Raw genomic sequence first — 21,217 nt, 5'->3', positions numbered from 1 at the left:
TTTATGCGCCATCATTCGTCTGGCCGCCACCGGACCGGCGGGCCCGGGCCGCGCCGCCGGCCATGCCGTCCGCAACCTCCTCGCCGCGCTGCGCGCGGGCCTGGTGCAACAGCCGCGCCGTGTGCTGGTGCGCCTGCTGCATGCTGAAGCCCAGCGCGCAGGCTTCGCGCACCAGCGCCATCAATTCCTGTTCCAGCGCCGTGCAGGGACGGAACGCGCCCAGTTCCAGCACCCCGACCGCCGTGTCCCCATGCCACAACGGCCACACGGTCAGCACCGTGGGCCGGGCCGCGCCCAGCGCCGAGCCGATCGCCATGTAACCATCAGGCACCGGGTCCAGGCACAGCATGCGCCGTTCGCGCAACGCTTGCCACGGCAAGCCCTGGCCGGGCGCCAGCCGGGCCGGCGCGTCGTGCCGGCTCAAGAGCGCGTAGGTGGCCACCCGTTCCAGCGCGCCGTCGGCCGGCGACACCAGGTACAGCGCCCCCAGTCCGGCGCCCAGCCGCTGGGCCAGATAGCGCAGCACGCGATCGGCCAGTTCCGCCGTGCTGAAGTCGCCCCGCATGGCCTCGGCCAGCTCGTTCTGGCTGGTCTTGAGCCAGTCGCGCTCCGTGTCGCGCAGCCGGCCGGCCCGCAGCGACTCCAGCATGGCGGCAAACGCGCCGTCGAGCGCGCGCTGCAGTTCCAGGTTGCGTTGCACGGAGCGCAGCAAGCTGCCCAGTTCATCGTTGCCGGGCGCGGCCCCGTGCAAGACCAATTCCGGCGCCTCGGCCAGGTTGCGGTCCAGGTCACCGGCAGCGATGGCCTGGGCCGCGGCCACCTTGGCGTCGCTGGAGGCGGTGAGCGTGCCGATCGCCTCCAGTGCCTGCTCCAGCGGGCGGGCGATGGCGCGCTGGTAGAACAGGCGCAGGAACAGGCCGGCCAGCAGCAGCAAGGTCACCAGCGTGGCCAGCACGGCGTAGATGGCGCGCCGCCCCGTTTCCAGCTGCAGGCTGGAATCGACTTCCAGCACGCCGCGCACGTCGCCCAGTTTCCAGTCCGTGCGGGGGCTGGTGGGCAGGCTGTTGTGGCAGTCGACGCAGGACTGGGCGATCATCTTGTCGGCCAGCGCCACCCGCACCACGGTGGCGCGGCCGATCCGCTCGGTGCGGGTATAGGCCTGGTCGGGATGGCGCTGGAAAAAGGCCCAGGCGTCCTCGCCGAAGCTGTCGAGCACGCGGTTGGCGCGGTTGGGAAATGGATAGGGGCTGTACAGCTTGAGGTTCACGCCGGAGTCGCGCAGCAGTTCGCCCAGTTCCAGCACCATGGTGGCCGGCAACGGGACAGTGTCCGGGTGGTCGAGGTGATCGCTGCCCACGCGCAGGCCGGGATGGGCCATCACCTTGGCCACCACGTTGGCCGTGTAGTACTGGCGCAGCACGGTGAACTGGCGCGCCGTCTCGCGCGCGGCGCTGACGGCCTCCTGCTCGGCGTTGCGCTCGATGTAGCGCGGCACGACGATGGCCGCGCCCAGCGCGCACAGGCCCAGCGCGGCGCCTATGGGCAGGAACAGTTTCCAGAACAGGGAGCGGGGGGCCGCTGTCGTCATGATGGCTGGGTGCGTCGGCGTGGTGTCCGTTGCTGCCAGCATAGCTTAATTGCCGCCCGGCGTGTGCCGCCGCGGGCACGATGGGCCCCGCTGTTGCCTGCGCGCCGCAGGCGACAACGGGTTGACCGGGGGCCGGCCCCGTTTTTACGCGGCCGGCTTGAGCAGGTTGGCCAGCGCCACGTACTGGGCCAGGCCGATCGCTTCGGGACGGTCGGTGGGGTTGATGCCGGCGGCCACGATCTGCTCCTCGGTGAACATGCCGGCCAGGCAGTTGCGGATCACCTTGCGGCGCTGCGAGAACGCCTTCAGCACCACCGCCTCCAGCGTCGCCTCGTCGCACGGCAGCGGCTGGGCCACGGGGACCATGCGCACGATGGCCGAATCGACCTTGGGCGGCGGGTCGAACGCTTCGGGCGGCACCACGAACAGCAGCGCCATGTTGTAGCGCCATTGCAGCATGACCGACAGGCGGCCATAGGTCTTGCTGCCCGGTTCAGCCACCATGCGCTCGACCACTTCCTTTTGCAGCATGAAGTGCTGGTCCTGCACCAGCGGCGCGAACTGGGCCAGGTGGAACAGCAGTGGACTGGAGATGTTGTACGGCAGGTTGCCCACCACGCGCAGCTTCTGGCCGGCCGGGACGGGGATGGTGCCGAAATCGAACTTGAGGGCGTCGCCCGCGTGGATGGTGAGCTTGTCGCGGCTGTAATTCTTCTCCAGCCGCGCCACCAGGTCGCGGTCCAGCTCCACCACGTGCATATGGGTCACGGTGCGCATCAGCTGCTCCGTCATGGCGGCCAGGCCGGGGCCGATCTCCACCATGGCGTCGCCCGGGGTGGGGGCGATGGCGTCCGTGATGGCTTCCAGCACGTGCTGGTCGTGGAGGAAGTTCTGGCCGAAGCGTTTGCGGGCGACGTGTTTCATGCTGCTTGTTCTTGTTGTGGGTGATAAGGGGGATAGCCGGCCGCGCGGCTGGCCTCGGCCATGTGCAGGGCACTGGCGATGGCCGCGTCCATGCTGCCGCAGTCGGCGCGGCCCACGCCTTGCGCGGCCAGGTCCAGCGCCGTGCCATGGTCGACCGAGGTGCGGATCAGCGGCAGGCCCAGCGTGATGTTGACGCCGTGGCCGAAGGTGGCGTACTTCAGCACCGGCAAGCCCTGGTCGTGGTACATGGCCAGCACGCAGTCGGCCTGTTGCAGGTACTTGGGCTGGAACAGGGTGTCGGCCGGATAGGGGCCGGTCACGTCCAGCCCGCGCGCGCGCGCGGCGGCGATGGCCGGTTCAATGATGTCGATCTCCTCGCGCCCCAGGTAGCCGCCCTCGCCCGCGTGCGGGTTCAGGCCGGTGACCAGGATGCGCGGCGCGGCGATGCCGAACTTGACGCGCAGGTCGCGGGCAATGATGTCGATGATGCGGGCCAGTCCCTCCTGGCTCAGCGCCCCGGCCACGTCTTTCAACGGCAGGTGGGTGGTGGCCAGCGCCACCCGCAGCGGCGGCGCGTCGGCCGCGCCCTGCGGCTGACCGGCCAGCATCATCACCACCTGTTCCGTGTTGGTCCGGGCGGCGAAGTATTCCGTGTGGCCGGAGAACGGGATGCCGGCGTCGTTGATGGTGCTCTTTTGCAGCGGCGCCGTGACGATGGCCTCGAACCAGCCGGCCTGCACGCCTTCGATGGCCGCGTCCAGCGTGGCCAGCACGGCGCGGCCGTTGTTCTTGTCCAGCACCCCGGGGTGGACGTGGGCTTCCAGCGGCACGTCGATCACGCTCAGGCGCTCGGCGCCGAAATGGGGCAGGCCGCCGTTGCGCACCGCCTGCAGCGACAGCGACGAGAGCCGGATGGCGGGGTCGATCTCGCCGGCCAGCATGGCCAGGTAGGCCGCGTCGCCCAGCAGCACGCAGTTGACGTCGTGGCGGCGCGCCCAGGCGGCGCGGATGGCGAGCTCCGGGCCGATGCCGGCCGGTTCGCCCACGGTGACACCGAGCGCCGGGCGCACGCCGGGACGGCGCGCCGGCACGGGCGAAGATGGCTGCGGCATGCTCACTCCTTACTTGGCTTCGTCGCGGAATTCGACGTAGGCGCGGTCGCGCACTTCGCGCTGCCAGTCCTCCACGGCCTCGGCCAGCTTGCGCTCGCGGATGGCCTGGCGCGCCGCGTTGCGCTGGCGCTCCTTGGACATGTCGTCGCTCTTACGCTCGAGCACTTCGATCAGGTGGTAACCATAGCTGGTCTCGATCGGCTGGCTCACTTCGCCGGGCTTGAGCGCATTCATGGCGGCCTCGAACTCGGGCACGGTGTCGCCCGGGTACAGCCAACCGAGGTCGCCGCCCTTGACCGACGAGCCGTCGTTGGAGAACTGGCGCGCCAGGTCCTCGAACTTGGCGGCCTTGTTGTCGAGCCGCTCCTTCAGGTCCATCAGCTTGCGCTTGGCGTCGTAGGCGCTGACGGTGGGGGTGACCTTGATCAGGATGTGGCGCGCGTGGGTCTGCTGGACGGCGGCGGCGGCCTGGCCTTCGGCCACGCTGCGGCGGTCCACCACCTTCAGGATGTGGAACCCGCCCGCGCTCTTGATGATGGGCGTGACCTGGCCGGCCTTGAGCTTGGTGAGCGCGTCGGCGAACAGCGGCGGCAGGTGGTCGGCGTTGCGCCAGCCGATCTCGCCGCCCTTGAGGGCGTCGCTGGCGTCCGAGAACGAGGCGGCCATCTTGGCAAAGTCGGCGCCCGTGCGCAGCTGGCGCATGACCTGCTCGGCGCGCTCGCGGCGGGCCGCGATCACTTCCGGCGTGGCGTTCTCGGGGATGCGGATCATGATCTGCGACAGGTTCAGCTCCACCTGCTCGGCGGCGGCGGCCTTCTCGGCGGCCAGGTAGCTGTCCACCTCGGCCTCGGAAATCTGGATCTTGGCGTCCACCTCATGCTCGCGCAGGCGCTGCATGATGATCTCGTCGCGGATCTCCTCGCGGAAGGTGGCGAACGGCGTGCCTTCCTTCTCCATCTGGTTGCGCAGTTCCTGCACCGTCATTTTCTGCTGCTCGGCGATGCGGCCGATGGCGCGGTCGAGCATGGTGTCGTCCACGCGCACGCCGTACTCCTTGGCCATCTGCATCTGGGCCCGTTCCACGATCATGCGTTCGAGGATCTGGTGGCGCAGGTCGGCCGCGTCGGGCAGGGCCACGTTCTGCTGCTTCATGCGCTGGGTCACGGCCTGGATGCGGGCCGCCAGCTCCTGGCGCGTGATCACGTCGTCGTTGACGATGACGGCGATCGAGTCGATCGGGGTGGTGGCGCTGGCCTTGGCGGCGGCGGCCTTGGGTGCGGGGGCGGCGGTGGGCGCGGCGGCGGCCGCAGCGGCCACGGGTGCGGGCGCGGGGGCCGGCGTCTTTTTGCTCGAGAACATGCTGCAGCCCGAGGTGGCGGCGGCGCACAGCAACAGCGCTGCGATCTTCGTGTGGTGCATACTGGCTTTACGCATAATGGAGAACGCTCATGTGTCAGGGGTAAAAAAATTCAAACGGGCGGGCCGCGCCTAGTGTAACGCTTAGCGGCCGTAGCCCTCGTTCAAACGCTGGTAGCCGGGAATGGAGTTTTTCATGGCTTCCAGCGGATTGCCCACGCCCAGCTTGGACAAGCCATTGAGTTCGAGCTGGAAGAAGATCGGCGTGGAGACGTTCTTGGCCGTCGTCACGAAGCGCTGCGCGCCCATGCGGAACACCCAGCAATCGCCGTTGTATTCCAGGCCCACCAGCGATTCGAGGATCTTCTTGTCGAGCAGCGAGTAGCTGACCCGGCCCACGCCATACCAGCGCTGCGACACCGGCCATTGGCCCGACAGGTCGGCATTCTTGAAGCTGTCGCGCAGGTAGCGGTAGCCCAGGTTGAGCACCTTCTTCTGGCCCGGCTGCCACTGGATGCCGTAGTTGGAGCTGACCGTCTGGTGCTGGCTGGGGTTGTACTGCACGGCGCTGTCGAAGCCCCAGGTCTCGGAAATGCGGCCGGTGGCCGCCAGCAGCATGTCGGAGCGGCTGTCGTTGCTGGGTGTGGAGGCGTCCAGCTGTACCTTCTGGTCGCGGAAATAGAAACGCTGGCCGAACGCCAGGCGCAGGCGCTCGGCGCCCGACGACTCCAGGAAGCGCGACACCAGCGCGGCCGTCAGCTGGTTGGCGTCGCCGATGCGGTCCGAGCCGACGAAGCGGTTCTCGCTGAACAACTGGCTGAAGTTGAAGGTGGCGGCCGCCGTGTCGAACGTGGGCAGGGCCGACTGGTCGCGGTACGGCGTGTTCACGTAGAACAGGCGCGGTTCCAGCGTCTGCGTGGTGGCGCGGCCGAACAGCTTGGCGTCACGCTCGAACACCAGGCCCGAGTCCAGCGAGAACGTGGGCACGCTGCGCGACAGGTTGCGGGCCGGGTCGGTGTCATGCGCGTCGAGCTGGTAGGTGCTGGCGTTGAGCATCAGCTTGGGCGTGATGAAGTAGCTGGCCCCGATCACGGGGTAGCTCAACTGCGGGATCGCCACCAGCCGCGTGCCGCGCAACTCGGTCGGATGCCAGAAGCGCGTCAGTTCGCTGTCGAATTCCCAGTCAAAGCCGGCCACGTCGTAGCGGCCGGCGTGGAAGTTCAGCGACGGCAGCCGGTCGTACGGGCGCGTCACGAACAGCGAGGGATCGGTGATCGAATCGGGGTCCTGCAGCACCTGGTACTTCTGGATACGGGCCGTCAGGCGCCAGTAATCGCCGTGGTAGTCGCTGCGTAATTCGCGCAGCAGCTGGCGCTCGGCGCTGCCGGCCACCGTCTTGGAGAAGTCGTTCGGGTAGTTGTCGTCCGACGCGGCGCGCACGCTCCAGCCATACGACCAGTCCTTGGCCAGGTCCTGGGTGTGGGTGGACTTGATGGTCCAGCGGTCGGTCTGGGTCTGCTTGTCGTGCGGCAGAAACTCCAGGTAGGTCTCGCCACGGTACATGCCGGCGTCGGTCTCGCCGATGTAGCGGCCGTTGGCGCCCAGCTGGAAACCGCGCCGGGGGATGATCTTGGGGTACAGCGTCAGGTCGCGGTTGGGCGCGATATTGACGTAGTACGGCACCGTCAGTTCGGCCGCGCCTTTGGAGCCGAAGCCCGGCATGGGCGGCAGCCAGCCGGAGCGGCGCGCGCCCGACAGCGAGAACGACAGGGCCGGCGTGCCGAGGATGGGCACGTCCTTGAAATAGACGATGGTCTGGCCGGCCGTGCCGACGTCGCGCCCGGAATCGAGGTTGAGGCGGCTGGCCTTCAGATACCAGTCCGGGTTCGGGCCCTGGCAGGTGCTGTAGGTGCCGTCGATCACCAGCGCCTCGTCCTCGTTGAGGAAGTTGATGCGCTGCGCCTTGCCCTGGGCGTGGTTCAGTTCCATCTGGTAGGTGGGGTGCTGCATGTAGCCCACGCCCGTGTCCAGATTCAGTTTCAGTTCATCGCCGGTGAAATAGTCGCCAAAGCGCCAGATGCGCACATGGCCCTCGGCCTCCACCTCGTCCTCGACCTGGCGGTAGCAGGCCGTGTCGGCCTTGACCCGGGTCTTGCCCTTGACCAGTTCCACGTCGCGCGCCAGGTTCAGCTCCCGCTCGGGGCGGCCGCTGATGTCCTCGGCCTGGATGGTGGTGGGCGCGTTCGGGTCGTCCACGCGCGGCGGCCGCGGTTTGGCCTGGGGCTGGATCTGGGCGTGGACCGGCAACGCCGCCACGGTGACGAGGGCGGACAAGGCATAAGCCCAGCGTTGCGAGGGGTAAGGGGCCAGGAACCAGCTCATGAAAGGTAGCGACTTAACACCATGACAGGCGATTTTTTGAAATGAATCCCTTATTATATGGGAATCTTCAGCTTTCACCGCCCGCTTCATGTCTTTATTGCCAAATCCACCATCCGAATCCGCGTCCTCCTCCGCCACCGATAACGCCGACGCCCGCCTGTCCATGCTCAAGGAGTGGCTCGCCACCCTGGACCTGGTGCAGGTCGACACGGTACGCCCGGCCTCGGCCGACGCCAGCTTCCGCCGCTACTTTCGGGTCGACGTGCTGCCAGTCCACCAGGGCGCCCACGGCGCCACCCTGATCGTGATGGACGCCCCACCCGAGCGCGAGAACGTGCCGGCCTTCATCAAGGTGCAAGGCTTGCTGGCCGATGCCGGCGTGTCGGTGCCGGCAATCGTGGCGCAGGACGCGGAACGCGGCCTGCTGCTGCTGTCGGACCTCGGCAACAGCACCTATTTGAGCGAGATCGACCACGACAACGCCTCCACCCTGTACGCGGAGGCGCTGGAAGCGCTGGTCAAGATCCAGCAAAGCAGCCAGCCCGGCGTGCTGCCCGAATTCGACCGCGCCTTCATGCTGCGCGAAATGAATTTGTTCCCCGAGTGGTACATCGGCAAGCACCTGGGCGCCACGCTGACGGAAGCCCAGTCGGCCGAGCTGCAAAAGGTGTTCGACGCCATCCTGGCCCGCGCGCTGGCCCAGCAGCAGGTGTTCATGCACCGCGACTACCACTCGCGCAACCTGATGCGCCTCGACGCGGGCAACCCCGGCATCCTCGACTTCCAGGACGCCGTGTACGGTCCCATCACCTACGACGTGGCTTCGCTGCTGCGCGACGCCTACGTGCAGTGGGACGAGGAACTGGTGCTGGACTGGACCATCCGCTACTGGCAGCATGCCAAGGCCGTGGGCCTGCCCGTCAACAAGGACATCGACGCCTTCTACAAGGACTTCGAATACATGGGCCTGCAGCGCCACCTGAAGATCCTCGGCCTGTTCTGCCGCCTCAACTACCGCGACGGCAAGGCCGGCTACCTGGCCGACCTGCCCACCGTGATGGACTACGTGCGCAAGACGGCCAACCGCTACAAGGACCTCAAGCCCCTGGTGCGCCTGCTCGACACGCTGGAAAACAAGCAGCCGCAAGTCGGCTACACCTTCTAATAAGCTGAAGGCGGGCGCCGGCCCCGCGTCCGCGCCCGCCCAGCCACGAAAGCCCCCCTCATGAAAGCCATGATCTTCGCCGCCGGCCGCGGCGAGCGGATGCGCCCCCTGACCGACACCTGCCCCAAGCCGCTGCTGACCGTGCGCGGCCGGCCGCTGATCGTCTGGCACATCCTCAACCTGGTGCGCGCCGGCATCACCGACATCGTCATCAACCACGCCCACCTGGGCGACCAGATCGAACAGGCGCTGGGCGACGGCAGCCAGTACGGCGCGCGCATCGCCTACTCGCCCGAGCAGACGGCGCTGGAGACGGCCGGCGGCGTGGCCGCCGCCCGCCACCTGCTGGGCGACGAGCCGTTCCTGGCCATCTCGGGCGACATCTACTGCCCCTACTTCGACTTCGAGGAAGTCAAGGACGTGCTGCACGACGCCGACATGTGGGGCAACCCCTACCCGGCCGACAAGCGCGACGTGGCCTGGCTGTACCTGGTCAAGAACCCGCCGTTCCACCCCGAGGGCGACTTCGGCCTGACCATGTACTCGGTCACCAACGATGGCGACCCGCGCTGGACCTTCGGTAACATCGGCGTCTACCGCCCTGAGATCTTCGACGGCATCGCCGCCGGCGAGTACGCCAAACTGGGCCCGCTGCTGCGCCAGTACATCGAGCGCGGCCAGGTGGGCGGCGAAGTGTACGAGGGCGAATGGCACAACGTGGGCACCATCGAGCAGTTGGAGGCGCTCAACGTGACGCGCGCCCCTGCCGCCCGCAACGGAGCGGCCAAGTGACTGGCGCCTGCGCCGCGCGGCGCGCCCGCCTGATGGCGCAGATGGCGCCCGGCGCCGTGGCCGTGCTGCCCACGGCGCAGGAAGTGGCGCGCAACGCCGACAGCGACTACCCCTACCGCCACGACAGCTATTTCTACTACCTGAGCGGCTTCACGGAACCGGAGAGCGTGGTGGTGCTGGTGGCCGCGCGCGGCGATGCGCCGGCCCGCTCCATCCTGTTCTGCCGCGAGAAAAACGTGGAACGCGAGATCTGGGACGGCTTCCGCCACGGCCCGGAAGCGGCACTGAGCGCGTTCGGCTTCGACGCCACCTTCCCCATCGATGCGCTGGACGCGCAGATGGAACAACTGCTAGCCAATGCGCCGGCCCTGTACTACGCGCTGGGCAGCGACGCCGACCTCGATGCGCGCGTGCGGCGCTGGTTGCAAGCCGTGCGGCGCCAGGGCCGGCTGGGCGTGACGCCGCCCGCCGCCGCCCACGACCTGCTGCCGCTGCTGGACGAAATGCGCCTGCTCAAGGACGACAGCGAGCTGGCCACCATGCGCCGCGCCGCCGCCATCTCCGGCCGCGCCCACGCGCGCGCCATGCGCGCCACCCGCCCCGGCATGCATGAATACGAAATCGAAGCGGAACTGCTGTACGAATTCCGCCGCAGCGGGGCCCAGCATCCGGCCTATAGTTCCATCGTCGCCAGCGGCGCCAACGCCTGCGTGCTGCACTACAGCGCCAACAACGCGCCCTGCCGCGACGGCGAACTGCTGCTGATCGACGCCGGCTGCGAACTCGATGGCTATGCCTCCGACATCACCCGCACCTTCCCCGTCAACGGCCGCTTCACGGCGCCACAGCGGGACCTGTACGAGCTGGTGCTGGCGGCGCAGGCGGCCGCGCTGCACGCCATCAAGCCCGGCCACCGCTACACGGCCATCCACGACGCCGCACTGCAAGTGCTGGCCCAGGGCATGCTGGATCTGGGCCTGCTGGACAAGAACAAGGCCGGCAGCGTGGCCGACGTCGTCGCCAACAAGAGTTACCTGCCGTTCTACATGCACGGCACCGGCCACTGGCTGGGCATGGACGTGCACGACGTGGGCCAGTACCGCGACGTGAGCGCACCGGACAAGCCCTCGCGCCCGCTGCAGGCGGGCATGGTGGTGACGGTGGAGCCGGGCATCTACGTGCGGCCGGCCGAGGGCGTGCCCGAGCAGTTCTGGAACACCGGCATCCGCATCGAGGACGACGTGATCGTCACCCCGACCGGCCACACCATCATCAGCGCCGCCGCCCCCAAATCGGTGGCCGACATCGAACACCTGATGCAGCAAGCACCATGACCATCACCATGAATCCTGGCACCGCCCCGCACCATGCCGCCGCCGCGCACTCAACAGACCTCGACATCGCCATCTGCGGCGCCGGCCCGGCCGGCATGGCGCTGGCCGCACTGCTGGTCAAGCGCGGCGTGGCGCCGCAGCGCATCGGCCTGATCGATGCCAAGACGCTGGCCCAGGCCAGCAACGACCCGCGCTCGCTGGCCCTGTCCCATGGCAGCCGGCAGATACTGGAGGAGATCGGCGCATGGCCCGTGGCCGGCACGCCCATCCACCAGATCCACGTGTCGCGCCGCGGCCAGTTCGGCCGCAGCATGATAGACCGCGACGAACACGGCGTGCCCGCGCTGGGCTACGTGGCGCGCTACGGCGACCTGGTGACGGTGCTGGGCGCCGTGTGCGAACGGGCCGGCATCCGCATGCTGCGCCCCGCGCGCGTGACGGGCAGCGCGGAACACGCGGACCGCATCGACCTGCATATCCAGCACGAAGGCGAGCCCGATGCGCGCACGCTGAGCGCGGCCATCATGGTGCAGGCCGAAGGTGGCCTGTTCAGCGACCAGGAAAGCAAATCCGTGCGCCGCGATTACGAGCAGACGGCCATCATCGCCCAGGTGCGCACCAGCGCGCCGATCGCCCACCGCGCCTACGAACGCTTCACCGAACAAGGCCCGCTGGCGCTGCTGCCGCAGGACAGCCGCGACGGCCAGGCCGAATACTCGCTGGTGTGGTGCGTGCGTCCCGAACAGGCGCAAACGCTGCTGGCATTGGACGACGCGGCTTTCCTCGCGCAACTGGGCGCCGCGTTTGGCGACCGGCTCGGCAAATTCGTCGCCGCCACGCCGCGGCTGGGTTTCCCGCTGGGCTTGAACGCGGACGCGCGCAGCACGGCGCGTTCGGTCGCCATCGGCAATGCGGCGCAGACCATGCACCCGGTGGCCGGCCAAGGCCTCAATCTGGGTTTGCGCGACGTGGCCGTGCTGGCCCGCCTGCTGGCGCCGGGCGCCACGCCGGACAACCTGGCGCGCTACACGGCGCAGCGCCACGCGGACCGCAGCACCACCATGCGCGTGACGGACACCATGGCCCGCATCTTCGCCAACGACTCGCCGGCGCAGGCGCTGCTGGGCGTCTCGCTGGCCGCCATCGACCTGTTCCGCCCCGCGCGCAGCCTGCTGGCGGAGCTGATGATGTACGGCCGGCGCTAGCGCCCCCCCCCTATTGCCGATCCGGCGAAATTCCGCTATATTGAACACAAGTTCTGTATAGCGGATTTCGGCAACAAATCTCGGCACACCATACGGATATGAGCAAATTTGCATCAAGAGTCGGTTTACCCGACGCCAACCTGCCTACCCGGGCAAGGTGGATGCCTTCACGGCGATGCGGCCTATTAACGGCAACGAAGCGGGCGCGACATGGATTGCTCCGAATCGGGCCAGGATTTTTGGAGTGACCATGACCACGCAACCAACCTTCTCCCCCTCCGACGACATCAGCGCCTGGCGCAGCCAGTTCCGCCTGACGCACACCTTCCACGTCCTGCTGGGCACCAGCGAACCGGTCGCCGGCGCGCTGGAAGCGCTATTGAAGCGCGCCGGGGCGCGCATCGAAAAATGGGTGATCGTGCGCCGGGCCGGCTGCTACGAGCACTGCATCATTGTGGAAGGGATCGACGACGAGGCGGCGCGCGCCCTGCGCAAGGAGTTCGCCGGCCTGACGGGCCAGATCAAAGTGCACGTCGAGCACATGCTGCACCTCGACGGCGGCGTGGCGCGCCACTGATAAAAAAACCGCACCGCCGTGAGGCTGGTGCGGTTTTTCGCGGAGTGGCAATGCGGCTTAGTCGACCGCTTTCACCATGTCCTCGATGACCTTCTTCGCATCGCCGAACACCATCATGGTATTGGCCTGGTAGAACAGGTCATTGTCCAGGCCAGCATAGCCGGACGCCATGGAACGCTTGTTGACGATGATGCTCTTGGCCTTGTACGCCTCCAGGATCGGCATGCCGGCGATCGGCGACTTGGGGTCCTTGGCGGCCGGGTTGACCACGTCGTTCGCGCCCAGCACCAGCACCACATCGGTCTGGCCGAATTCGCCGTTGATATCTTCCATCTCGAACACCTGGTCGTACGGCACTTCCGCCTCGGCCAGCAGCACGTTCATGTGGCCGGGCATACGGCCCGCCACCGGGTGGATCGCGTACTTCACGGTTACGCCCTTGTGGGTCAGCTTCTCCACCAGTTCCTTCAGCGAGTGCTGGGCGCGCGCCACGGCCAGGCCGTAGCCGGGCACGATGATGACGGTTTCCGCGTTCGACATGATGAACGCCGCGTCGTCGGCCGAGCCGGATTTGACGGGACGCTGCTCCTTCGCGCCCGCCGGGCCGCTCTCGGCCGCGTCGCCGCCGAAGCCGCCCAGGATCACGTTGAAGAACGAGCGGTTCATGGCCTTGCACATGATGTAGGACAGGATGGCGCCCGAGGAGCCGACCAGCGAACCGGCGATGATCAGCATCGCGTTGTTGAGCGAGAAGCCGATGCCGGCCGCGGCCCAGCCCGAGTACGAGTTCAGCATCGACACCACCACCGGCATATCGGCGCCGCCGATCGGGATGATGATCAGCACACCGAGCACGAAGGCGATGGCCGTCATGACCAGGAACGGCAGCCATGCCGGCTCCGTGCCGCCGGCCGTCACGAACACCAGGCCCAGGCCCACCATCACGATGGCCAGGATCAGGTTCAGCATGTGCTGGCCCGCGAAGTTCACGGGCGCGCCCTGGAACAGGCGGAACTTGTATTTGCCCGACAGCTTGCCGAACGCGATCACGGAGCCCGAGAAGGTGATGGCGCCCACGAAGGTGCCGATGAACAGTTCGATGCGGTTACCGAACGGCAGCGCCTCGCCCACGGCGGCGATGCCGAAGGCGTGCGGTTCCGACACGGCGGCCACCGCGATGCAGACGGCGGCCAGGCCGATCAGCGAGTGCATCGCCGCCACCAGTTCCGGCATCTTGGTCATCTCGACCTTTTTGGCCAGCGTGGCGCCGATGCCGCCGCCGACCACCACGCCCAGCGCCACCAACGCGAAGCCCATCGAGCCCTGCTCCACTTCGGCCTTGAGCTTGAGGATCAGCGCCAGCGTGGTGATGGCGGCGATTGCCATGCCCGACATGCCGAACGCGTTACCCGTGCGCGCCGTGGCCGGCGAGGACAAGCCCTTGAGCGCCTGGATGAAGCACACCGAGGCGATCAGGTACATCATCGTGACCAGATTCATGGTGATGAAACTCATGCTTGGCTCCCTTGCACGATGCCTTGCGGTGCCTGCTTGGGTGCGGCCGCCTTAGGCTCTTTTTTCTTGAACATCTCCAGCATGCGCTGGGTGACGAGGAAACCGCCGAACACATTGACGGCGGCCAGCGCCACGGCCACGGTGCCGGCGATCTGGCCCACGGGGCCGGTGGTGAGCGCGGCCGCCAGCATGGCGCCCACGATGATGATGGCCGAGACGGCGTTGGTGACGGCCATCAGCGGCGTATGCAGCGCCGGGGTCACGGTCCACACAACGTGGTAGCCGACGTAGATGGCCAGCACGAAGATGATCAGATTGATGATGGTATGACTGACTTCCATGATTTCTCCAGGTTCGGTTATTTGCGCAGCACGTCGCCGCCGGCGCACACCAGGGTGGCCTTGATGATCTCGTCCTCGCGGTCGATCACGAGCTTGTCTTCCTTGTCGATGATCAGCTTGAGGAAGTCGAGCACGTTGCGCGCGTACAAGGCCGAGGCGTCGGCCGCCACCAGCGTGGCCAGGTCCGGCTCGCCCACGATGTAGACGCCGTGCTTGACCACCGTCTTGCCCAGTTCGGACAGCGGGCAGTTGCCGCCTTGCGAGACGGCCAGGTCGACGATCACGGAGCCGGGCTTCATGGCCTTCACGGTTTCCTCGGAAATCAGAGTCGGCGCGGGACGGCCGGGGATCAGTGCCGTGGTGATGATGATGTCGGCCAGCTTGGCCCGCTCATGCACCAGTTCCGCCTGGCGGCGCATCCAGTCGGCCGGCATGGGACGGGCATAACCGCCCACGCCCTTGGCGATTTCCTTTTCCTCCTCGGTCAGGAAGGGCACATCGATGAACTTGGCGCCCAGCGACTCGACCTGCTCCTTGACGGGCGGCCGCACGTCGGACGCCTCGATCACGGCGCCCAGGCGCTTGGCCGTGGCGATGGCCTGCAGACCGGCCACGCCCACGCCCATGATCAGCACGCGGGCCGCCTTCACAGTGCCGGCGGCCGTCATCAGCATGGGCATGAAGCGCTGGTAGGTGTTGGCGGCCATCATCACAGCCTTGTAGCCGGCGATGTTGGCCTGCGACGACAGCACGTCCATCGACTGGGCGCGGGTGATGCGGGGCACCGCTTCCAGCGCGAACGCCTGCAGCCCGGCGGCGGCCATGGCGGCGATGTTCGCGCTGTCGAACGGGTTGAGCATGCCGATCACCACGGTGCCGGCCTTCATCAGCCCGCGTTCATCGGCGTTCGGCGCGCGCACCTTGAGCACCACGTCGGCGGCGTAGGCTTCGGCCATGCCGACGATCTGGGCGCCGGCGGCCGCGTAGGCGTCATCCGTCACCGAGGCCGGCATACCAGCGCCCGACTGCACCACCACCTGATGTTTCGCTGCGAGCTTCTTGACTGTTTCGGGCGTCGCCGCGACGCGGGTCTCGCCCGGCCGGGTCTCGACCGGTATGCCTATTCTCATAAAAACTGCCTCCAAAGGATTGATAAACTGACTAGATGACGGAAATCTAACACGGAAAGTTGTGGCAAAACGCTATTTGTCCGGGCACTTCGATAGTGGTGTCCCACTAATTGAGGGGTGGACGGCTGCGCCGTTGGGCGCACTATACTTAGTAAGCATTTATCAATAAATAGGTCAATTATCACTACATTTATTACTATTTGTAATGAATTGACGTGGATTAACAACTATCTGACCACAAATTTCTGCTGCATAGCAACAAACCGGCACGAAGTTTGAGCAATTTCAATGCCAAGCTGTGTACAAGTCATACGGGTGTCATATCCGCTGCCCCAGAACAGGCTAAAATGGCGGCTCTTTCAAGGATGACCCATGCCGCGTATCTGGAAACCCTCTGTGACTGTCGCCGCCATCATCGAACAGGATGGCAAGTTCTTGCTGATCGAAGAAGAGACCAGCGAGGGCGTGCGCATCAACCAGCCGGCCGGCCACCTGGATCCGCACGAGTCGCTGGAACAGGCCGTGATCCGCGAGACGCTGGAGGAGACGGCGCACGACTTCACGCCCACGGCGCTGGTGGGCATGTACATGTCGCGCTACACCTCGCGCCGCACGGGCGAGGAAGTGACGTATTTGCGCTTCACCTTCTGCGGTGTGCCGGGACAGCGCCACGAGCGGCCGCTGGACGAGGGCATCCTGCGCACCATGTGGCTCACGCGCGACGAACTGGCCGCCTGCCGCGACCAGCACCGCAGCCCGCTGGTGCTGCAGTGCGTGGACGAATACCTGGCGGGCCGGCGCGCGCCGCTGGAACTGCTTCACACCCACGCTTCCGTGTTCAAGGAAGTGGTATCAAACTAACAAAGTAACGGAATCTGTAGGAATAAGTAAGATGAGCAAGAAAAAAGTCGTGATCGGTATGTCAGGCGGGGTCGATTCCTCGGTCGCGGCGTGGATGCTCAAGGAGCAGGGCTACGAGGTGGTGGGCCTGTTCATGAAGAACTGGGAAGACGACGACGATTCCGAATACTGCTCCACGCGCCAGGACTGGATCGACGCGGCCAGCGTGGCCGACGTGATCGGGGTCGACATCGAGGCCGTCAACTTCGCGGCCGAATACAAGGACCGCGTGTTCGCCGACTTCCTGCGCGAATACCAGGCCGGCCGCACCCCCAACCCGGACGTGCTGTGCAACGCCGAGATCAAATTCAAGGCCTTCCTCGACCACGCCATGCACCTGGGCGCGGACCTGATCGCCACCGGCCACTATGCGCGCGTGCGCCAGAATGGAACACAATTCGAATTACTGAAGGCGCTCGACCACACCAAGGACCAGAGCTACTTCCTGCACCGCCTCAACCAGGCGCAATTGTCCAAGACCCTGTTCCCGCTGGGCGAGATCCCCAAGACGGAAGTGCGCAAGATCGCCGAGAAACTGGGCCTGCCCAACGCGGCCAAGAAGGATTCGACCGGCATCTGCTTCATCGGCGAGCGCCCGTTCCGCGAATTCCTGAACCGCTACCTGTCGTACAAGCCGGGCCCGATGAAGACCCCGGACGGCAAGGTGGTGGGCGAGCACGTGGGCCTGAGCTTCTACACGCTGGGCCAACGCAAGGGCATCGGCGTGGGCGGCCTGAAAGCGTACAAGAACGACGACGGCAGCAGCGACGCGTGGTACGTGGCGCGCAAGGACATCGCCAGCAACACGCTGTACATCGTGCAGGGCCACGACCATCCGTGGCTGCTGTCGGCCACGCTGCGCGCCGACCAGGCCAGCTGGATCGCCGGCGCGCCGCCGGCGCCGCGCGCGCTGTCGGCCAAGACCCGCTACCGCCAGGCCGACGTGGCCTGCACCGTCACGCCGGAGGGCGAGGCCAACTTCTCGCTGCAGTTCGAGCAGGCCCAGTGGGCCGTCACGCCCGGCCAGTCGGCCGTGCTGTACGACGGCGACGTGTGCCTGGGCGGCGGCATCATCGCCGGTTCAGACTTCAGCGCCTGACGCGTCGCCGGCAGCACCGTCGCCGGGCTGGCCGCCATCGGCCGGCGCGGCGGCCGCCTGCTGGGCCGCCATCGCCGCGCGCTGGCGCTTGACCATGGCGATCACCGTGTTGCGGATGGTGTTGAGCACCGTGTCGGCCTTGAACGGCTTGACGATGAAACCGTTCACGCCCATCGCATGGGCGGCCTGGATGGTGGCGGCGTCGAATTCGCTCGACACCATGAAGATCAGCGTCTTGGGCCAGCTGCCCTTGATCTCGCGCACCACGCCGGTGTCGGCTTCGATCTGCTCGCGCGCGATGCAGACGATGTGGGGCTGGTGCTTGAGCAACAGCGCCATGCCGCTGGCGCAGGTGTGGCTCTGTCCCACCACGTCGTAGCCACCGTCGAGCAGGACGGTGTTGAGCAGGCCGCGGGCCACGGCGCTGCTGTCGATAATGACTGCCTTTAACATCGTAAAACCTTTCTCGTGAACGCCGCCGGCTTCCTAATGCCGATCCCAGGCCAGCATGTTCCAGCTCACGCCGACCCGCACGTCCGTTTTTAATTGCACCAGTTGTCGGGAAAGATACAACATTTCGCGCTCTTTTCGTAGGGTTTCGCCCAGCGTGTCCTTCAGAATGCCGGCGCCGGCCATGATGGCGTCCAGATTGCCGTATGTACGCAACAGTCGGGCCGCGGTCTTGGCCCCCACCTTGGACACGCCAGGGATGGAATCGGTGGCGTCGCCCATCAGCGCCAGCAGGTCCGGCAACTGCTCGGGCGGCACGCCCCATTTGCGCTCGACCCAGGCGTGGTCGTGCCATTCGCCCTTGAAGTGGTCCCACACGCGCGCGCCGTTGGCGATCAATGGATGCAGGTCCTTGTCGGTGGTGGCCACGGTCGCCTCGCCGCGGCCCTCGCCCAGCCAGCGCAGCACCACGGTGCCGATCACATCGTCCGCCTCCACCTCGGGCAGCGAGACCACGCGCAAGCCCCAGCCTTCCAGTTGCGCGTAGAACGCCGGCAGCGCGGCGCGCAGTTCGGCCGGCATGGGCGCCCGCCCGGCGCGGTAGCCGGCGTACAGCGCGTGGCGCCAGGTGGGGCCGCCGAAGTCGAAGGCCGGCAGCACATGGCTCGGTTCATGTTCGGTGATCAGTTTGCGGAACGAGGACAGCGCATGGCGCAGCGCGAGATCGGCCTTCTCGGGCGAATCCGGTTCGGGGCTCGCTTCGTAGACGCGGCGCACGATGTTGAGGCCATCGATGGCGAGGAGTCGGCTCATGAGGTTTTATACTGGCTGATTCAAGCGCGCATTCTACCGCAAGGGCACGGCGCCGCCGGGCCGTTTCCCCTTATTTCAGCAGCTCGTACGGCCCGCCGCGCTCCAGCGCGCGCTGGAACGCGGGACGCGCGTGGATGCGGTCGAGGAAGGCGCGCAAATGGGGCCGGCGGCCATCGAGCCCGGCGCGGGCGGCGGCCGCCTCCAGCGGAAAACTCATCTGGATATCGGCCGCGCTGAACTGCTCGCCGGCGAACCACAGGTGCTGGCTCAGCTCCGCCTCCAGATAGTCGAGATGCTGCTCGATCTGCGGCTGGATGTACATGGACTTGACCTTGTGCGCGATGGCGCGCGCCACCGGCTTGACGAAGAACGGCGCCGGCCCCGATTCGACCCGGTCGAACACGAGCTTCATCAGCAGCGGCGTCATGGCCGAGCCCTCCGCGTAATGCATGAAATACGTCCAGCGCCGCTTTTCCGCCGTGCCGGGCGGCGGCACCAGCATGCCGTTGCCGTAGCGCTCGACCAGGTATTCGACGATGGCGCCCGATTCGGCCACCGTCACGTCGCCGTCCGTGATCACGGGCGACTTGCCCAGCGGGTGGATGGCGCGCAGCGCCGGCGGCGCCAGCATGGTCTTGGGGTCGCGCTGGTAGCGCACGATCTCGTATTCCAGGCCCAGTTCTTCGAGCAGCCACAGGACGCGCTGCGAACGGGAGTTGTTGAGGTGGTGGACGACGATCATGGCGTTTCCTGTTCAAGGTTGGGCGGGCCTGCCGGCCTTGCCAGCTTAACACTGTTGCCGCCATCGCGCCGCCGATAGTTTGCTACGCGGAAAAAGCAGTACACTCCCTGACGGCGGCTCGCCATGACTGTCACCCACATGCCAGCCCCCGCCACCATCGTCACTCGCACCGGAGCGCCCATGAAGTTCCTGACCCTGCGTTACCTCGCCTTCCAGCTCGCCATCGCCACGCTGCTGCTGTCGCTGCTGATGGGCGCCAGTCCGTGGCTGCCGCTCACGGCCGCCGCGCTGGTGGCGGTGGGCGTGGCCGACCTGCTGCAGACCCGGCGCGCGCTGCGCCGCAACTACCCGATCCTGGCCCACCTGCGCTTCCTGCTCGAAGCGATCCGGCCCGAGATCCGCCAGTACTTCCTGGAGGACGACACGCAAGCGGCGCCGTTCTCGCGCAACCAGCGCAGCATCGTCTACCAGCGCGCCAAGGTGGAAACGGACAAGCGCCCGTTCGGCACCCAGCTCGACGTCTACCAGGACGGCTACGAGTGGATCAACCATTCGATCGCGCCCGCGCCAGAGGCCCACCACGATTTCCGCATCGAGATCGGCAACCACCCGGACTGCCCGCGCGCCCAACCCTACTCGGCCAGCGTGTTCAACATCTCGGCCATGAGTTTCGGCGCGCTGTCGGCCAACGCCATCCAGGCCCTGAACGGCGGCGCGCGCATCGGCCACTTCATGCACGACACGGGCGAAGGCAGCATCAGCCCCTACCACCGCATGCACGGGGGCGACCTGGTGTGGGAGATCGGCTCCGGCTATTTCGGCTGCCGCAACGCCGACGGCACCTTCTCGGAGGAGCGCTTCGTGGCCAACGCCTGCACCGAACAAGTGAAGATGATCGAACTCAAATTGTCGCAGGGTGCCAAGCCGGGCCACGGCGGCGTGCTGCCCGGCGCCAAGGTGACGATCGAAATCGCCACCACGCGCGGCGTGCCGCAGGGCGAGGATTGCGTCTCGCCGGCCAGCCATTCGGCCTTCTCCACGCCGCTGGAAATGCTGGCCTTCATCGACCGCCTGCGCAATCTATCGGGCGGCAAGCCGACCGGATTCAAGCTGTCCATCGGCCACCCGTGGGAATTCTTCGGCATCGTCAAGGCCATGCTGGCCACCGGCATCACGCCCGACTTCATTGTCGTCGACGGCAGCGAAGGCGGCACCGGGGCGGCGCCGGTGGAATTCACGGACCACGTGGGCACGCCGCTGCAGGAAGCGCTGCTGCTGGTGCATAACACGCTGGTGGGCGCCAACCTGCGCGAGCGGATCAAGGTCGGCGCGTCGGGCAAGGTGATCACGGCGTTCGACATCGCGCGCCTGCTGGCCCTGGGCGCGGACTGGTGCAACTCGGCGCGCGGCTTCATGTTCGCGCTGGGCTGCATCCAGTCGCAGCACTGCCACACGGACCGCTGCCCGACGGGCGTGGCCACCCAGGACAAGTTGCGCCAGCGCGCGCTGGTGGTGCCGGACAAGACCCAGCGCGTGGCCAACTTCCACCAGAACACCTTGAAGGCGCTGGCCGGGCTGGTGGCGGCGGCCGGGCTCACACACCCGTCCCAACTGAAGCCGTACCATCTGGTGCGGCGCATCTCGCCCAACCAGGTCAAGCTGGCGTCGGCGCTGCTGCCCTACCTGGACCCGGGCCAGCTGCTGGACCCGGCCCAACTGTCACGCCTGCCGCCCGTGTTCGGCATGTACTGGCCGATGGCGCAGGCGGAATCGTTTCATCCGCTGGCTTGAT

The 21,217-nt window shown here is 67.0% G+C and carries 19 protein-coding genes and 1 riboswitch; of the genes, 8 read left to right on the top strand and 11 right to left on the bottom strand.

What is annotated here, in order from left to right; translation table 11 throughout:
- Position 1: 1 nt before the first annotated feature.
- The 5 genes from H3H37_RS19555 to H3H37_RS19535 all read right to left on the bottom strand — a co-directional run bounded on the left by H3H37_RS19555 (position 2) and on the right by H3H37_RS19535 (position 7,362).
- Positions 2-1,630, bottom strand: a complete 1,629-nt coding sequence (locus H3H37_RS19555; protein ID WP_182165641.1) for a c-type heme family protein — start codon at positions 1,628-1,630, stop codon at positions 2-4.
- Positions 1,631-1,732: 102 nt separating this feature from the next.
- Positions 1,733-2,512, bottom strand: a complete 780-nt coding sequence (gene rsmA / locus H3H37_RS19550; protein ID WP_182165639.1) for a 16S rRNA (adenine(1518)-N(6)/adenine(1519)-N(6))-dimethyltransferase RsmA — start codon at positions 2,510-2,512, stop codon at positions 1,733-1,735.
- Entirely contained in the window at positions 2,509-3,624 is a 1,116-nt protein-coding gene (gene pdxA / locus H3H37_RS19545) for a 4-hydroxythreonine-4-phosphate dehydrogenase PdxA (protein WP_182165637.1), read from the bottom strand. The genes rsmA and pdxA overlap by 4 nt, the downstream gene beginning before the upstream one ends.
- 9 nt (positions 3,625-3,633) lie before the next feature.
- Complete coding sequence (locus tag H3H37_RS19540) at positions 3,634-5,058, bottom strand: peptidylprolyl isomerase (protein ID WP_182165635.1); 1,425 nt, start codon at positions 5,056-5,058, stop codon at positions 3,634-3,636.
- A gap of 66 nt (positions 5,059-5,124) precedes the next feature.
- Positions 5,125-7,362 (bottom strand): LPS-assembly protein LptD, encoded by a 2,238-nt coding sequence (locus H3H37_RS19535; protein ID WP_182165633.1) that lies wholly within the window; start codon positions 7,360-7,362, stop codon positions 5,125-5,127.
- Positions 7,363-7,450: 88 nt separating this feature from the next.
- Here H3H37_RS19535 and H3H37_RS19530 point away from each other — a divergent pair, with 88 nt between their 5' ends.
- The 5 genes from H3H37_RS19530 to H3H37_RS19510 all read left to right on the top strand — a co-directional run bounded on the left by H3H37_RS19530 (position 7,451) and on the right by H3H37_RS19510 (position 12,435).
- Positions 7,451-8,527 (top strand): aminoglycoside phosphotransferase family protein, encoded by a 1,077-nt coding sequence (locus H3H37_RS19530; protein WP_182165631.1) that lies wholly within the window; start codon positions 7,451-7,453, stop codon positions 8,525-8,527.
- 60 nt (positions 8,528-8,587) lie between these two features.
- Entirely contained in the window at positions 8,588-9,319 is a 732-nt protein-coding gene (murU, locus tag H3H37_RS19525) for an N-acetylmuramate alpha-1-phosphate uridylyltransferase MurU (RefSeq protein ID WP_182165629.1), read from the top strand.
- Positions 9,235-10,653 (top strand): aminopeptidase P N-terminal domain-containing protein, encoded by a 1,419-nt coding sequence (locus H3H37_RS19520; RefSeq protein ID WP_182165627.1) that lies wholly within the window; start codon positions 9,235-9,237, stop codon positions 10,651-10,653. Before murU ends, H3H37_RS19520 begins: the two co-directional genes overlap by 85 nt.
- Positions 10,654-10,661: 8 nt before the next feature.
- Positions 10,662-11,858 carry a UbiH/UbiF/VisC/COQ6 family ubiquinone biosynthesis hydroxylase gene (locus tag H3H37_RS19515; RefSeq protein ID WP_182165700.1) on the top strand — a complete coding sequence of 399 codons (1,197 nt, stop codon included), beginning with the start codon at positions 10,662-10,664 and terminating at the stop codon, positions 11,856-11,858.
- A gap of 105 nt (positions 11,859-11,963) precedes the next feature.
- Positions 11,964-12,067, top strand: a riboswitch (SAM-I-IV-variant riboswitch).
- Between the two features lie 41 nt (positions 12,068-12,108).
- Positions 12,109-12,435, top strand: coding sequence for a hypothetical protein (locus H3H37_RS19510; protein WP_182165625.1), 327 nt, complete (start codon positions 12,109-12,111; stop codon positions 12,433-12,435).
- Between the two features lie 57 nt (positions 12,436-12,492).
- Here H3H37_RS19510 and H3H37_RS19505 read toward each other — a convergent pair whose 3' ends face one another.
- From H3H37_RS19505 to H3H37_RS19495, 3 genes are read right to left on the bottom strand one after another with little or no spacing between them, the layout of a single operon-like run.
- Complete coding sequence (locus H3H37_RS19505) at positions 12,493-13,950, bottom strand: NAD(P)(+) transhydrogenase (Re/Si-specific) subunit beta (protein WP_182165623.1); 1,458 nt, start codon at positions 13,948-13,950, stop codon at positions 12,493-12,495.
- Positions 13,947-14,291, bottom strand: coding sequence for an NAD(P) transhydrogenase subunit alpha part 2 (locus H3H37_RS19500; protein WP_182165621.1), 345 nt, complete (start codon positions 14,289-14,291; stop codon positions 13,947-13,949). Before H3H37_RS19500 ends, H3H37_RS19505 begins: the two co-directional genes overlap by 4 nt.
- 17 nt (positions 14,292-14,308) lie before the next feature.
- The gene (locus H3H37_RS19495; protein ID WP_182165619.1) at positions 14,309-15,421 is read right to left on the bottom strand and encodes a Re/Si-specific NAD(P)(+) transhydrogenase subunit alpha; all 1,113 of its coding nucleotides are present in this window, start codon (positions 15,419-15,421) and stop codon (positions 14,309-14,311) included.
- 372 nt (positions 15,422-15,793) lie between these two features.
- Between H3H37_RS19495 and H3H37_RS19490 the strand changes: the two genes are divergently transcribed.
- Both H3H37_RS19490 and mnmA read left to right on the top strand, forming a co-directional pair.
- Entirely contained in the window at positions 15,794-16,282 is a 489-nt protein-coding gene (locus H3H37_RS19490) for an NUDIX hydrolase (RefSeq protein ID WP_182165617.1), read from the top strand.
- A 31-nt stretch (positions 16,283-16,313) separates the two neighbouring features.
- Positions 16,314-17,420 (top strand): tRNA 2-thiouridine(34) synthase MnmA, encoded by a 1,107-nt coding sequence (gene mnmA, locus H3H37_RS19485; RefSeq protein WP_182165615.1) that lies wholly within the window; start codon positions 16,314-16,316, stop codon positions 17,418-17,420.
- On the opposite strand, the gene H3H37_RS19480 is transcribed toward mnmA, so the two are convergent.
- The 3 genes from H3H37_RS19480 to H3H37_RS19470 form a co-directional block, all read right to left on the bottom strand.
- Complete coding sequence (locus H3H37_RS19480; RefSeq protein WP_182165613.1) at positions 17,403-17,873, bottom strand: response regulator; 471 nt, start codon at positions 17,871-17,873, stop codon at positions 17,403-17,405. The genes mnmA and H3H37_RS19480 overlap by 18 nt on opposite strands.
- A 33-nt stretch (positions 17,874-17,906) precedes the next feature.
- Complete coding sequence (locus tag H3H37_RS19475) at positions 17,907-18,683, bottom strand: 5'-3' exonuclease (protein ID WP_182165611.1); 777 nt, start codon at positions 18,681-18,683, stop codon at positions 17,907-17,909.
- A 70-nt stretch (positions 18,684-18,753) separates the two neighbouring features.
- The gene (locus tag H3H37_RS19470) at positions 18,754-19,425 is read right to left on the bottom strand and encodes a glutathione S-transferase (RefSeq protein WP_182165609.1); all 672 of its coding nucleotides are present in this window, start codon (positions 19,423-19,425) and stop codon (positions 18,754-18,756) included.
- 180 nt (positions 19,426-19,605) lie between these two features.
- On the opposite strand from H3H37_RS19470, the gene H3H37_RS19465 reads away from it, so the two are divergent.
- Positions 19,606-21,216 carry an FMN-binding glutamate synthase family protein gene (locus H3H37_RS19465; RefSeq protein ID WP_182165699.1) on the top strand — a complete coding sequence of 537 codons (1,611 nt, stop codon included), beginning with the start codon at positions 19,606-19,608 and terminating at the stop codon, positions 21,214-21,216.
- The last annotated feature ends 1 nt before the right edge of the window (position 21,217 follow it).

Source organism: Rugamonas brunnea, from assembly GCF_014042345.1.
Classification (GTDB): Bacteria; Pseudomonadota; Gammaproteobacteria; order Burkholderiales; family Burkholderiaceae_D; genus Rugamonas; species Rugamonas brunnea.
The sequence above is the reverse complement of the archived record's forward strand: the minus strand, read 5'-3'. Positions and strand labels throughout refer to the sequence as shown.